Origin of the sequence: Streptomyces sp. G5(2025), from assembly GCF_049542075.1 — a bacterium.
Taxonomy (GTDB): Bacteria; Actinomycetota; Actinomycetes; order Streptomycetales; family Streptomycetaceae; genus Streptomyces.
On sequence record NZ_JBMUZT010000006.1, the window covers coordinates 376,643 to 389,860 of the forward strand.

The window sequence follows — 13,218 nt, forward strand, 5'->3', positions numbered from 1 at the left end:
CTGGGAGGACGGACGTTGGGGCAGCTGACCGGCGGGGACCCCTCTCTGTTGCGGCGGATCAACTCCGCGGTGGTGCTGCACGCGCTGCGCGCCGCGGAGGTGGCGACGCTCACGGAGATCACCCGAGTGACCGGACTCTCGCGGCCCACCGTAGAGGGGGTCGTCGAAGGGCTCATCGAGGCCGGGCTCGTGGTGGAGTCCGCGGCCGAGGACAGTGGCGCGCGGCGCCAGGGACGGCCTGCCCGGAAGTTCCGCTTCCGAGCGGAGGCGGGCCATTTGCTGGGCCTTGAGGTCGGACCGCACCGGGTGGCGGCCGTCCTGTCGGACCTGGACGGCACCGTGCTCGGGACGGCTTCGAAGGACGTCGGCGAGGAGGCCCCCGCGGACGAGCGGCTCGAACGCCTGCGCACCACGGTCGCCGAGCTGCTGCGCCGGGCGGGAATAGCCCGCAGTTCGCTGCGCGCGGTCGGCGTGGGCAGCCCCGGCATCCTGGAGGCGGACGGCACGGTGCGGTTGAGCACGGCGCTGCCTCAGTGGACGGGGCTCCAGCTCGGAGAGCGGCTGCGCCGCTCCTTCAAGTGCCCCGTCCTCGTGGAGAACGACGCCAACGCGGCGGCCGTCGCCGAGCACTGGAAGGGCGCGGCGACCGACACCGACGACGTGGTGTTCGTCCTCGCGGGGCTGAGCCCGGGGGCGGGGTCGCTGATCGGCGGGCGGCTGCACCGCGGTTTCGGCGGCGCGGCCGGCGAGATCGGCGCGCTGCACCTGCTGGGCCGTGAGGTCACTCCGGAGACGCTGCTCTCGACCACGGGCGAGCCGCTGCACCCGCTGGACGAGCAGGCGGTCGCCCGTGTCTTCGCGGACGCCCGTGAGGGGGACGAGCGGGCACAGGCAGCCGTGGAGCGTTTCATCCAGCGCCTGGTGCACGACGTCGCGGCCCTGGTACTCGCCCTCGACCCCGAGCTGGTCGTGGTGGGCGGCTGGGCGGCGGGCCTCGACGGCGTACTGGAGCCACTGCACCGCGAGTTGGCGCGCTACTGCCTGCGGCCGCCTCGGGTGGCGCTGTCGATACTCGGCGAGGCCGCGGTGGCGACGGGGGCGCTGCGTCTGGCACTCGACCACGTCGAGGAACAGTTGTTCGCCGTCGAGGGCACGGTCACTGCGCGCAAGTGAGGGCGCCCACGGCTTGAGCACGGCAGAGGAAGACACCCGAAGGCACCCGGCGAAAGAGCCGCCCGCCCGGCACGCGGTGCGCCGAGCGCGGCGCCACGCAGACCTGGCGGGGCACCCCGAGGGCGCCGCCAGGAAGGCGGGGTCAGGAAGCGCGGCGCGCGGGCCGCAGTGGATCCCCACCCCATGTTCGCCGTCCTCGGCACCGCCACCACGCGCGAGGAAAGGCGCCCACAGCCTCAGCACGACAAGATGAGCACACCCGGCGGAAAAGCCACGCGCCCGGCACAGGTGCGCCGGGCGGGAAACACCGCGCTCCGGACCACAGCGGGCCCCACCCCGCGTTCACCGTCGACGGCACCACCACCGGGCACAAGCAAACGCGCCCACAGCCTCAGCACGACAAGATGAGCACACCCGGCGGAAAAGCCACGCGCCCGGCACAGGTGCGCCGGGCGGGAAACACCGCGCTCCGGACCACAGCGGGCCCCACCCCGCGTTCACCGTCGACGGCACCACCACCGGGCACAAGCAAACGCGCCCACAGCCTCAGCACGACAGGATAAGCACACCCGGCGGAAAAGCCACGCGCCCGGCACAGGTGCGCCGGGCGGGAAACACCGCGCTCCGGACCACAGCGGGCCCCACCCCGCGTTCACCGTCGACGGCACCACCACCGGGCACAAGCAAACGCGCCCACAGCCTCAGCACGACAGGATGAAGACACCCGGCGGAAAGCGGGAAAGTCGCCCGCACGTCCGGCACAGCGGGTACCGGACGCAGGCACTGCGCACGTCGGCAGGACGCCCGAAGGGAGCCCGCCAGGAAGGCCGGGTCAGGAAGTGCGGCGCTCCGGGCCGTGATGGATCTCCACGCCGCCGGTGTCGCCGAAGGTGAGGCGGCAGGTGTCCGCGCGGTAGGTCGCCACGGAGACGGCGGCCGTGCGGCCCTCCGCGAAGAAGCGGGTCGTCACGACGAGCACCGGCGCTCCGGGGAGCCGGTCGAGCGCCTTGGCGTCGTCCGCGCGGGCCGAGCCGAGCTCGACGGCCCGGTCCTGCCCTTCGAGGTCGTGCCGGGCCAGTTCGCGCAGGACGACACGCGCGCGTGCGGCGCCGGAGGGTGCGTCCATGCCGGTCAGTTCGGCGACGGACGACATGGGGACGTACAGCAGCTCGGCGGCGACCGGCTGGCCCTGTGAGACGCGGGTGCGCCGAACCACGTGGACCTGCTCGTCGGGGCGGGTCCCGAGCATGCGTGCGACGGCTGCGGGCGGCGTGGCGGGCGCGCAGTCCGCGGGCTGCCAGGCGTCGCCGGCCGCGCCCGGCCACGTGCCCTGTGCGGAGCCGACGGCGACGCCCATGCGCGGCGGGGCGACGGTCGTGCCGACACCGCGGCGGCGCTGCAGCCTGCCTTCCAGTTCGAGCTGCTCCAGTGCCTGGCGGAGCGTGGCACGGGCGACGCCGAAGCGGGCGGCCAGCTCGCGCTCGTTCGGCAGGATCTCCCCCACGGCGAACTCGGAGTCGAGCGCCTCACTGAGCACGGTCTTCAGGTGCCAGTACTTCGGCTCCGGCACCGTTTCGAGCTGCGTGGTCCCCACCCTGTCCTCCGCAATCGCCGTTCACCGGCGGCTTTTTAGCGCCCTTGTTTATTAAAGGTTCCTGCACTATCCCTGCGACCATAGGCCTGCACCCACCCTTGGTCAAGACCAATCCTCGATCCGTTACAGCCCGCACAGGGGTGACGCCACAGAGCATTCACACCAAGTTCGCGCGGGGCCAAGCGGGCGTAATCGGCCACGGGTGCGTGGGGAACACGTCGGCATTCCATGGAAAGAAGCCCCCACCGCAGGGTGGGGGCTTCTTTCCATGGAATCGGGCGGTTCTGGCCGCTTTCTCTGTGCCGCCCTATCGGGCGAGCGACACGAGCTTGTCCGGATTGCGGATGATGTAAATGCTCTGGATCCGCCCCTCGACGACCTCCACCTGGAAGACGCTGTCGGGCTTGCCGTCGACCAGGAGGAGCAGGGACTCGGCGCCGTTGAGTTCGACGAAGCGGAATCCCAGCTCGGCCCCGTGGGCGCCCACCCCCTTGGCGGCGACGCCGAGCATGAAGCGGCCCACCTTGTCGGCGGTCTCCAGGACGCGCAGCGGGGCCTTGGCCTTGCCGCCGCTGTCGCCGACCAGCCGGACGTCCGGGGCCAGCAGCGACATCAGCCCTTCGAGGTCGCCCTCCGACGCGGCGGCGAGGAACCGCTCGGTCAGGTCGCGGCGCTCGGCGGGGTCCACCTCGTAGCGCGGGCGGCGCGCCTCGACGTGCTTGCGGGCGCGTCCGGCGAGCTGGCGCACCGCGGCCTCGCTGCGCTCCAGGGTGAGCGCGATCTCGGCGAAGGGGAAGCCGAACGCCTCCCGCAGCACGAAGACGGCCCGCTCCAGGGGCGAGAGGGACTCCAGGACGACGAGGACCGCCAGGGAGACCGACTCGGCGAGCACGGCCCGTTCGGCGGTGTCGGGCACCGTGGGCCCGAAGTCGGTGACGTAGGGCTCGGGGAGCCAGGGGCCGACGTACGCCTCGCGGCGGGACTGCACGTGGCGCAGCCGGTCGATGGCGAGCCGGGTGGTGACGCGCACCAAGTAGGCGCGCGGTTCGCGCACTTGGCCGTGGTCGGCGGCGGACCAGCGGAGCCAGGCGTCCTGGACGACGTCCTCCGCGTCGGCCACCCGGCCGAGCATGCGGTAGGCGACGCCCATCAGGACGGGGCGGTGCTCTTCGAAGACATCGGTCACGCTCTCGGTAGCCACTCTCCCATCCCAACTCACGGCGCCCCCTCTGTCCAGCAGAAATGGGTGCGGCACGCGGCACATGAAGGTGGTCGGCCCGGCCCCTCGCGCCAAGGACGGGCGGTCGGCCTCTTGAAGTGCTGCCTACTGGACGGTAATTGTTGCTCACAACGTGTCTAACGGATCTGAGGAACCGTCGCCCCACGGCGGGGACAGGAGCAGCCATGGCCGCAGAGGTGTCCTTCAGCGTCGCGTCGTCCGGCGGTCCGCGCGACGTGACGATCGCCTACGAACGGGCGGGTGGCGGCGAGCCGTTGCTCCTCCTGCACGGCATAGGCCACCACCGGCAGGCCTGGGGCCCGGTCCTTGGGATACTCGCCGCCGAGCACGACGTGATAGCGGTGGACCTGCCGGGCTTCGGCGCATCGCCCGCGCTGCCGGACGGACTGGCATACAACCTCTCGACGGTCGTCTCGGCGCTCGGCGCGATGTGTGAGGCCCTGGAGATCGAGCGCCCCCATGTCGCGGGCAACTCCCTGGGCGGGCTGCTCGCCCTGGAGCTGGGGCGCGCGAACCTCGTGCGTTCCGTCACCGCGCTCTCGCCCGGCGGTTTCTGGTCGGCGGCCGAGCGCAGGTACGCCTTCGGCACGCTGCTCGCGATGCGGCAGGGCGCCCGGCTGCTCCCCGTGCCGGTGATAGAACGCCTGTCCGCCAGCGCGGCCGGGCGCGCGGCGCTCACCAGCACCATCTACGCCCGGCCCTGGCGCCGTTCACCGGAGGCGGTCGTCGCCGAGACGCTCGCCCTGCGCAACGCCACGGGCTTCGAGGCGACGCTGACGGCCGGGCGCGAGGTCCTCTTCCGCGACGACGTGACGGGCCTGCCGGTCACCGTCGCCTGGGGCACCCGGGACCGGCTGCTCCTGCGCCGCCAGGGGATGCGCGCCAAGCACACCATCCCCGGCGCGCGGCTCGTGCGGCTCCCGGGCTGCGGTCACGTCCCGATGAACGACGACCCGGCGCTGGTCGCCCGCGTCATCCTCGACACCTGCCGCTGACGGGCGCCCGCGCGGCACACCGGAGCCGACGGCCTGGGCGGCCCCGTACGTGCCCGTGCCGACCAGAGGCGCCGTGCACGCCGCCGCGACGGGGACGAGGCCGGAGAAGATAAGTGGCCCGCTCGGCGCCGATGCGCTGGAGCCCCATGTACCAGAGCACGAAGCCGACGACCGTGACGATCGCCGCCTGCCACGCCAGGGCGGCGCGTTCGTGCGGTCGGGCCACCGCACGAACGCGCCGGCGTCCCCGACGACACCGAGGACGGCCGACTCGACGGCTGCGAGCGCGCACACCGTGGCGGAGAGGAGCCGCGGACCGAGCGACCGCACCAACGGGAGGGCGAGCACCGCGAAGCCGGCCTCCCCGGCGAGCGCGCAGACCGAGAACGCGAGCCCCATGCCGTCGGTGCGCCCCACCCCTGCACGACGAAGGCACCTGCGGCGACCAGCAGCGCCCCGTAGACGACGACGCGCTGAGGAGTACGCCGTTCAAGGAGCGGCACAAGGACGGCGACGACAACTGGGGCGCACGCTACGAAGACACCCGGTACGGCAGGTTCCGCCGACCGCTCCGCCGCCAGGATGGCCATGTTGAAGCCGACCATCCCCACGGCCGCCAGGAGAGCGAGGCGTCCCCACTGACGGCGAGGCAGTCGCCGCAGGACGGCGGGTGAGCCTCTTCCCAGCCAGGGCAGAAGGAGCAGGAAGGCCACTCCGTAGCGAGCGCACTGACCGCCTGGGACTGGCTTCAGGAGTTGGACCACGCGCGCGTGCAGAGCACCAGACGGTAGCCGTCGGGGTCCTCGACCGTGACGCCCCATTCGTTCCAGTACGGGTTCGGCGACTGCACCCGCTTCCCGCCGTGCTCCTCCAGGCGGGCGATCAGCTCCTCGGGGATCTCGCCGTCGACGTACACGACGAGCAGGTCCTCCTCGGTGGGGCGGGGCTGGACCGGGGCGGCGGCCTCGTGGACGAGTTCGAGGTGCCAGGAGGCGTCCGGCCACCCCACCATGAGCAGGTCGTGCTCGCCGGGAGCGTCGCCGCCCTCCATGCGGTACACCACGTCCAGACCGAGTCCGCCGACCCAGAAGCGCTCGGCCGCCGCCAGGTCGCGGGAGGGGCGGGCGACGCGGATGTGGCTCTGACCGTTGACCGGCATGTGGGTCCCCCTTCGGTGCGACACGCCGTGCGCGTGCCGGGAACCATGAGCGTAGAGCGGAAATGATCACGGGCCCATCGGCCGTACGTCCTGGTGCGCAGGTCCCTGGGCCATCCGTCCGGAGACCTGCGACCCGGGTCCCGGCCTCGCCCCGGCCCGGCCCCGGCCCCGGCCCCGGTTCCGGTTCCGGTTCCGGACCCTGTCCTAGTCCCAATCCCGGTCCCAGCCCCAGCCCCAGCTGATGCCCGCACGTCCGTTCCCCCGCGCGCAGGGGAGCTGTTCACTTGTGGTTCGTGTGGACACTGTGGCGCGACCCTGGTCAGGCACCCGCACACTGGTCGCACTCGTCAACTGGAGGCGCATTCATGTCACACCGTCAGCCGAGCCCGTCCCCCCGCCGCCGCAGCGTGCTGCGCGGATCGCTGGCCGTACCGGCGGCGCTCGCCGTACCGGCCCTGGCCGGGGCGGCTCCCGCGTTCGCCCTGTCGGGACGCCCGAAGGCCGGGTGGGGCGTGCAGGCGGGCGACGTGACCGCGCACGCGGGGCTCGTCTGGGTCCGGTCCGACCGCCCGGCCCGGATGGTCGTGGAGACGTCGGCGACGGAGTCGTTCCGCGACGCTCGGCGCTGGCGCGGGCCGCTGCTCGGTCCGGACACGGACTTCACGGGGACGACACGGCTACGCGGGCTGCCCGCCGGTGAGCAGATCCACTACCGGGTGCTGCTCCAGGACCCCGACGATCCGCGGCGCACGGGAGAGCCGGTCACCGGCACGTTCCGTACGTCGCCCAAGGGCCGCAAGGAGGGCGTGCGCTTCCTGTGGTCGGGCGACATCGCGGGCCAGGGCTGGGGCATCAACCCCGACCGGGGCGGCTACCGCGTCTTCGAGGAGATGCGCCGCCGTGACCCCGACTTCTTCCTGTGCAGCGGCGACACCATCTACGCGGACGGGCCGATCCAGCCCAGCGTCACGCTGCCCGACGGGTCCGTGTGGCGGAACGTCACGACGGAGGAGAAGTCCAAGGTCGCCGAGTCCCTCACGGAGTTCCGCGGCGCGTTCCGCTACAACCTGCTGGACGAGAACCTGCGGCGGTTCAACGCCCAGGTGCCCTCCATCGTGCAGTGGGACGACCACGAGGTGCGCAACAACTGGTACCCGGGGCAGATCCTGGACGACGCCCGCTACACGGAGAAGGACGTGAACGTCCTGGCCAGGCGCTCCGTGCGGGCGTTCAGCGAGTACTTCCCGGTCTCCACGCTGCCGCCGGGCGACGAGGACGGCCGGATGTACCGCGTGCTGCGGCACGGTCCGCTCCTGGACGTCTTCGTCCTTGACATGCGCTCGTACCGCAACGCCAACTCGCCGAACAGACAGTCCGACGACACCACCGGCATCCTCGGCGCCCGGCAGCTGACCTGGCTGAAGCGGGAGCTCTCGCGCTCCCGGGCGGTGTGGAAGGTGATCGCGTCCGATATGCCGCTGGGTCTCGTCGTGCCCGACGGCAGGACGAACTTCGAAGCCGTGGCGCAGGGCGACCCCGGCGCCCCGCTGGGCCGCGAGCTCCAGATAGCGGAGCTCCTGCGGCACATCAAGCACCGGAAGATCACCGGCACGCTGTGGCTGACCGCCGACGTGCACTACACCTCGGCCCAGCATTACGACCCGTCGCGGGCGGCGTTCCAGGACTTCGCGCCGTTCTGGGAGTTCGTGTCCGGGCCGCTGGCCGCGGGCGGGTTCCCCGCGACGAAGCTGGACGGGACGTTCGGCCCCGAGCAGAAGTTCGTCAAGGCGCCGAGCCGCGCGAACACCTCCCCGGCCGAGACCCCGCAGTACTTCGGCGAGGTCGACATCGACGGGGACAGCGGTGAGCTGACCGTCCGGTTGCGGCAGGAGGGCGGCGGCGTACTGTTCACGCAGGCCCTGCGACCGGGCCGGGTCGGCCAGTAGCGGGCGCGGGGCGCGCCGGGAGAACGTACGGGCGAAAGGGCGCGAAGAGGGCAGATGGCCTCTTAACCCATCAGTCACAAGGCGTTCGTGATCACGCAACACCGGTCCCGCACAGTGGCCGTATGCGAGCTGAGATGTCTGACGTGACACGGATCAAGCACGGCCGCCCCGTCCACCACTGGCGGCGCGACGTGGTCGAGTTGGCCGCCCTGTTCACCGCCGTCGCGGTGGCGGACGCGGTGGCGAACATGATCGGGCACGGCCCCGACGGCCCCGCCCTCCTCACGGTCTCGGCCGTGGTGCTGGTCGCCACAGCCGGGTTCCACATCTGGTGGGCACGGCGCCACAACCACGCCCCGCCGCCCGCGCACGATACCGGCCCCCGGGCGCCCGCCGTCGCGGAGCGGGCCGGGCCCACCGCCGCCCGCGACGCCGCCGAACCGCCGGGGGCGACGACGCTGTGGCGGATGCGTACGACCGTACGGGACGAGCCGGGCTCACTGGCGGCGCTGTGCGTGGCGCTCGCCGACCGGCGGGTGGACATCCTGAGCCTCCAGGCGCACCCGCTGGCCGACGGCACCGTCGACGAGTTCCTGCTGCGCGTCCCCGAGGCGCTGCCCGCCGCCGAGCTCACCCGCGCGATCGCCGGGGCGGGCGGCACGGGCACCTGGATCGAACGCGCCGACGCCCACGACCTGGTGGACGCCCCCACCCGCATCCTGGGCCTGGCCACCCGCACCGCGCTCGACGCCGCCGAGCTGCCGCTGGCGCTGCGGCAACTCCTGGGCCGCTGCACCATCCGGTCGCTGCCCGCCGCGTCCCGGTCGGTGACGCGGCGGGACAAGACGACGCCCGAGCACCCCGAGAACACGGTTCCGCTCGACGGCGTCCTCGAAGGCACCGTGCTGCGCCTGCGGGGCCCCGAGGGTGAGGTGATCACCGTGGAGCGGCCCTACCTGCCGTTCACACCCACGGAGTTCGCCCGCGCGCGGGCGCTCGTGGAGCTCGACACGCGGCTCGGTCCGCGCGTGCCGCTCAGCCAGGACGTGCTGACGCTGCCCGAGGGCAACTCCATCACCCTGCGCCGCGCCGACACCGCCGACGTCGACGCGGCCAAGGCCATGCACGACCGCTGCTCGCAGCGCACCCTGAGCATGCGCTACCACGGTCCGGTGCGGGACGCCGACCGTTACCTGGGCCACCTCCTCAGCCCCCGGTTCGGCCGCACCCTGGCGGTGCAGACGGCTTCCGGCCGCATCGTCGGCATCGGCCATCTGCTCTGGGACGGCGACGAGACCGAGATCGCTCTGCTCGTCGAGGACGCGTGGCAGCGGCGCGGCATCGGCGGCCAACTGCTGCGCCGGCTCGTCGCGATGGCCGTGGAGGCGGGCTGCGAGAGCGTGTACGCGGTGACGCAGGCATCCAACACCGGCATGGTCGCGGCGATGCGCGGCCTGGACCTGCCGCTCGACTACCAGATCGAGGAGGGCACGCTGGTGATCACGGCCCGCCTCGACACGACAAGCGTCAGCTCACCGTTGCGTGACGGCCACGCCGAACGGCATCAGCGGGCGGAGCGCTGACGGGGCCAAGGGCCCGGTCCAGATCGCGCCAGAGGTCCTCGACGTCCTCCAGTCCGCACGACATGCGCAGCAGCCGGTCGCTCACCCCGGACGCGTGCCGGTCCGTGACGTCCACGACGCGATGGCTGATGGACGCCGGGTGCTGGATGAGGGTGTCGACGCTGCCGAGGCTGACCGCCGGGGTGATCAGCCGCACGCCCGCGGTCACCTCGTGCGGGTCGCCGAGGACCTCGAAGGCGACCATGGCGCCGCCGAGCCGCGGGTAGTGGACGCGGGCCACGCGCGGGTCCCCGGCGAGGCGCCGCGCCAGCTCCGCCGCGGTAGCCGACGCCGCCCGCACCCGGACCGGCAGCGTGGCGATGCCGCGCAGCAGCAGGTATCCGGCCAGCGGATGCAGCACCCCGCCGGTGGCGAACCGCACCTGGCGCAGCCGCCGCGCGAACTCCTCGTCGCACGCCACCACTCCCCCGAGGACGTCGCCGTGTCCGCCGAGGTACTTCGTGGCGCTGTGCAGCACGAGGCGCGCCCCGCTCTCCACCGGCCGCTGAAGGACGGGCGTGGCGAAGGTGTTGTCGGCGAGCAGCGGCACCTCGCCGCAGGAGTGGGCCACCGCCGCCAGGTCGAGTTCAGCGAGGGTCGGATTGGCCGGTGACTCGACCATCACCAGGCCGGTGTCGGGACGGATGGCGTCCGCGATGCCGGCCGGGTCCACCCACGTCACCTCGGTGCCGAGCAGGCCCGCGGTGAGCAGGTGGTCGCTGCACCCGTAGAGCGGCCGTACGGCCACGACGTGCCGCAGGCCCGCCGCGCCGCGGACCAGCAGGACCGCGCTCAGGGCGGCCATGCCGCTCGCGAAGGCGACGGCGCTCTCGGTGCCTTCGAGGCGGGCGAGCGCGGTCTCGAAGCGGGCGACGGTCGGGTTGCCGAGGCGGGCGTAGACGGGTGGCCCGTCGTCGAGGGCGCCGTCGACGGCGAAGGCGTCGATGCGGGCGGCCTCGGCCCGGCTGTCATGGGAGGGGTAGGTCGTGGACAGGTCGATGGGCGGTGCGTGCAGGCCCAGTCCGGCCAGGTCGTCCCGTCCGGCGTGGACGGCCTCGGTGGCCAGGGCGCGCCGCTCTACGGGTGAGCCGCCGGGGCGCGCGGCATCGCGCGTCACTGTCTTCGTCGCCGTCTCCGTGGCTGTCGCCGTGACGGTCTCCGTGTTCGCGTCCATGCTCCCCAGGCTGAACATTGACCGGGGTTCCGGCGGTGAAAGCCGTGCTACGTTCGCCCGATGGCCGACTCTGTCGCACTGGACCCGGTGGACCTGCACATTTTGCGCCTGTTGCAGAACGACGCCCGGACCACCTACCGCGATCTGGCGGCGCAGGTCGGTGTGGCGCCGTCGACCTGTCTCGACCGGGTGACGCGGCTGCGGCGCTCGGGGGTGATTCTCGGTCACCAGCTGCGCCTGGACCCGGCGCGCCTCGGACGCGGCCTCCAGGCGCTGCTCTCGGTGCAGGTGCGGCCGCACCGCCGCGATCTGGTCGGGCCGTTCGTGGAGCGGATCCGGGCGCTGCCCGAGTCCCTGTCCCTGTTCCATCTGACGGGCCCCGAGGACTTTCTGGTGCATGTGGCGGTCGCCGGTCCCGCGGACCTCCAGCGGCTCGTCCTCGACGAGTTCACGGCGCGGCGCGAAGTGGCACGTGTGGAGACGAGGTTGATCTTCCAGCAGTGGGAGTGCGGCCCGCTGCTGCCGCCCGACGCCACCGCCGACGTTCCCCGCGACGCCGCTGGCGAATCCTGGTGACGCGCACCCTTCGTTCGTACGAGGATGTCCGCATGTCAGCCACGAATGACCCGCGCTCGAACGCCGGTCCCCTGCCCCGCGACATCGCCGACATGTACGTCGACGAGCTCATCGCCCTCGATCCCCTCACCGGCACCTACCTCGGCGTCAAGGAGAGCAACAGCAAGCTCCCCGACACCTCGCCCGCGGGGCAGGACGCCCTGGCCCGGCTGGCGCGGACGACGCTGGACCGGCTCGACGAGGCGGAGCGCGGGCCCGGCGCCGACAGTGAGGTCGAGCGCCGCTGCGGCCGGCTGCTGCGGGAGCGGCTCACCGCGGAGCTGGCCGTCCACGACGCCGGTGAGGGCCTGCGCTCCGTCGGCAATCTGCACACCATGCCGCACCAGGTGCGGGAGATCTTCACGGTGACCCCCATGGAGACCGAGGAGGACTGGGCGGCGATCGCGGAGCGGCTGCGGGCCGTGCCGACCGCGTTCGAGGGCTACCGCGCCTCGCTCGAACTCGGCCTGGAACGCAAGCTGCTCGCGCCGCCGCGCCCCACGGCCACGTTCATCGGGCAGCTCACCGAGTGGGCGGGTCCGGAGGGCGGGCGCGGCTGGTTCGAGGAGTTCGCCGCCGGGGGCCCGGACGCGCTGCGCGCCGACCTCGACACGGCGGCGCGGGCCGCCACCGCCTCGGTGGTGGCGCTGCGCGACTGGATGCGGGACGTGTACGCGCCCGCGGTCGACGGCTCCCCCGACACCGTGGGCCGTGAGCGGTACGCCCTGCTGTCCCGCCACTTCAACGGCACGGACCTGGACCTCGACGAGGCGTACGCGTACGGCTGGTCGGAGTTCCACCGGCTGCTCGCGGAGATGCGGACCGAGGCCGAGAAGATCCTGCCCGGCGCGGCCACACCGTGGGTGGCGCTCGCCCACCTCGACGAGCACGGGACGCACATCGAGGGCGTGGAGGAGGTGCGCGTCTGGCTCCAGGAGCTGATGGACGAGGCGATCGAGGCGCTGGACGGCACGCACTTCGAACTCGCCGAGCGGGTTCGGAAGGTGGAGTCCCACATCGCCCCGCCCGGCGGTGCGGCCGCCCCGTACTACACGGGCCCCTCCGAGGACTTCTCGCGCCCCGGCCGCACCTGGCTGCCGACCATGGGCGAGACCCGCTTCCCCGTCTACGACCTGGTCTCCACCTGGTACCACGAGGGTGTGCCCGGCCATCACCTCCAGCTCGCCCAGTGGGCCCATGTCGCGGGGGACCTCTCCCGCTATCAGGCGACCGTCGGCATCGTCAGCGCCAACGCGGAGGGCTGGGCGCTCTACGCCGAGCGGCTCATGGACGAGCTCGGCTTCCTGACCGACCCGGAGCGCAGGCTTGGCTATCTCGACGCGCAGATGACGCGCGCGCTGCGGGTCATCGTGGACATCGGCATGCACCTGGAGCTGGAGATCCCGGCCGACTCGCCCTTCCACCCGGGCGAGCGCTGGACGCCGGATCTGGCCCAGGAGTTCTACGACGCGCACTGCAGCCGTCCGACGGAGTACGTGGTGAGCGAGATGACGCGTTACCTCACGATCCCCGGCCAGGCCATCGGGTACAAGCTGGGTGAGCGGGCCTGGCTCCTCGGCCGCGAGAACGCGCGCCGGCGCCATGGTGACGCGTTCGACGCCAAGGCGTGGCACATGGCGGCGCTGTCCCAGGGTTCGCTGGGCCTGGACGACCTGGTGGACGAACTGTCCAAGCTGTGA

At 72.7% G+C, this 13,218-nt stretch carries 10 protein-coding genes and 1 pseudogene; 6 read left to right on the forward strand and 5 right to left on the reverse strand.

The features are described 5' to 3' along the window. Positions 1-15: 15 nt before the first annotated feature. Positions 16-1,173 carry an ROK family transcriptional regulator gene (locus ACOBQB_RS12465; protein WP_423591421.1) on the forward strand — a complete coding sequence of 386 codons (1,158 nt, stop codon included), beginning with the start codon at positions 16-18 and terminating at the stop codon, positions 1,171-1,173. 832 nt (positions 1,174-2,005) lie between these two features. Here ACOBQB_RS12465 and ACOBQB_RS12470 read toward each other — a convergent pair. Beyond that, on the reverse strand, positions 2,006-2,767 hold the full coding sequence (locus ACOBQB_RS12470) for a GntR family transcriptional regulator (protein WP_423591423.1): 762 nt from the start codon (positions 2,765-2,767) through the stop codon (positions 2,006-2,008). A gap of 307 nt (positions 2,768-3,074) precedes the next feature. Beyond that, positions 3,075-3,968, reverse strand: a complete 894-nt coding sequence (locus tag ACOBQB_RS12475) for an RNA polymerase sigma-70 factor (protein WP_423591425.1) — start codon at positions 3,966-3,968, stop codon at positions 3,075-3,077. Between the two features lie 203 nt (positions 3,969-4,171). On the opposite strand from ACOBQB_RS12475, the gene ACOBQB_RS12480 reads away from it, so the two are divergent. Continuing rightward, positions 4,172-5,002 (forward strand): alpha/beta fold hydrolase, encoded by an 831-nt coding sequence (locus ACOBQB_RS12480; RefSeq protein ID WP_423591426.1) that lies wholly within the window; start codon positions 4,172-4,174, stop codon positions 5,000-5,002. Between the two features lie 15 nt (positions 5,003-5,017). On the opposite strand, the pseudogene ACOBQB_RS12485 reads toward ACOBQB_RS12480, so the two are convergent. Together ACOBQB_RS12485 and ACOBQB_RS12490 are read right to left on the reverse strand one after the other, a co-directional pair. After that, positions 5,018-5,823: pseudogene (locus ACOBQB_RS12485) on the reverse strand (DMT family transporter); the annotation flags it as partial. Continuing rightward, positions 5,751-6,161, reverse strand: coding sequence for a VOC family protein (locus tag ACOBQB_RS12490; RefSeq protein WP_423591428.1), 411 nt, complete (start codon positions 6,159-6,161; stop codon positions 5,751-5,753). The gene ACOBQB_RS12490 and the pseudogene ACOBQB_RS12485, both read right to left, overlap by 73 nt. A gap of 365 nt (positions 6,162-6,526) precedes the next feature. On the opposite strand from ACOBQB_RS12490, the gene ACOBQB_RS12495 reads away from it, so the two are divergent. Next, positions 6,527-8,107, forward strand: coding sequence for an alkaline phosphatase D family protein (locus tag ACOBQB_RS12495; protein WP_423591429.1), 1,581 nt, complete (start codon positions 6,527-6,529; stop codon positions 8,105-8,107). A 134-nt stretch (positions 8,108-8,241) separates the two neighbouring features. Then, positions 8,242-9,690 carry a GNAT family N-acetyltransferase gene (locus ACOBQB_RS12500; protein WP_423591430.1) on the forward strand — a complete coding sequence of 483 codons (1,449 nt, stop codon included), beginning with the start codon at positions 8,242-8,244 and terminating at the stop codon, positions 9,688-9,690. Here the strand turns inward: ACOBQB_RS12500 and ACOBQB_RS12505 are convergent. Then, positions 9,635-10,903, reverse strand: coding sequence for a trans-sulfuration enzyme family protein (locus ACOBQB_RS12505; protein WP_423591432.1), 1,269 nt, complete (start codon positions 10,901-10,903; stop codon positions 9,635-9,637). The two genes, ACOBQB_RS12500 and ACOBQB_RS12505, sit on opposite strands and share 56 nt — an antisense overlap. Before the next feature lie 60 nt (positions 10,904-10,963). On the opposite strand from ACOBQB_RS12505, the gene ACOBQB_RS12510 reads away from it, so the two are divergent. Both ACOBQB_RS12510 and ACOBQB_RS12515 read left to right on the forward strand, forming a co-directional pair. Next, complete coding sequence (locus tag ACOBQB_RS12510; RefSeq protein WP_423591434.1) at positions 10,964-11,479, forward strand: Lrp/AsnC family transcriptional regulator; 516 nt, start codon at positions 10,964-10,966, stop codon at positions 11,477-11,479. A 32-nt stretch (positions 11,480-11,511) separates the two neighbouring features. Next, positions 11,512-13,218 (forward strand): DUF885 domain-containing protein, encoded by a 1,707-nt coding sequence (locus tag ACOBQB_RS12515; protein WP_423591436.1) that lies wholly within the window; start codon positions 11,512-11,514, stop codon positions 13,216-13,218.

Bases quoted from the DNA above. Each gene is read 5' to 3' on its own strand.
- ACOBQB_RS12505 (WP_423591432.1), bottom strand. From the start codon at position 10,903: ATGGACGCGAACACGGAGACCGTCACGGCGACAGCCACGGAGACGGCG.
- ACOBQB_RS12495 (WP_423591429.1), top strand. From the start codon at position 6,527: ATGTCACACCGTCAGCCGAGCCCGTCCCCCCGCCGCCGCAGCGTGCTG.
- ACOBQB_RS12510 (WP_423591434.1), top strand. From the start codon at position 10,964: ATGGCCGACTCTGTCGCACTGGACCCGGTGGACCTGCACATTTTGCGC.
- ACOBQB_RS12480 (WP_423591426.1), top strand. From the start codon at position 4,172: ATGGCCGCAGAGGTGTCCTTCAGCGTCGCGTCGTCCGGCGGTCCGCGC.
- ACOBQB_RS12500 (WP_423591430.1), top strand. From the start codon at position 8,242: ATGTCTGACGTGACACGGATCAAGCACGGCCGCCCCGTCCACCACTGG.
- ACOBQB_RS12490 (WP_423591428.1), bottom strand. From the start codon at position 6,161: ATGCCGGTCAACGGTCAGAGCCACATCCGCGTCGCCCGCCCCTCCCGC.
- ACOBQB_RS12515 (WP_423591436.1), top strand. From the start codon at position 11,512: ATGTCAGCCACGAATGACCCGCGCTCGAACGCCGGTCCCCTGCCCCGC.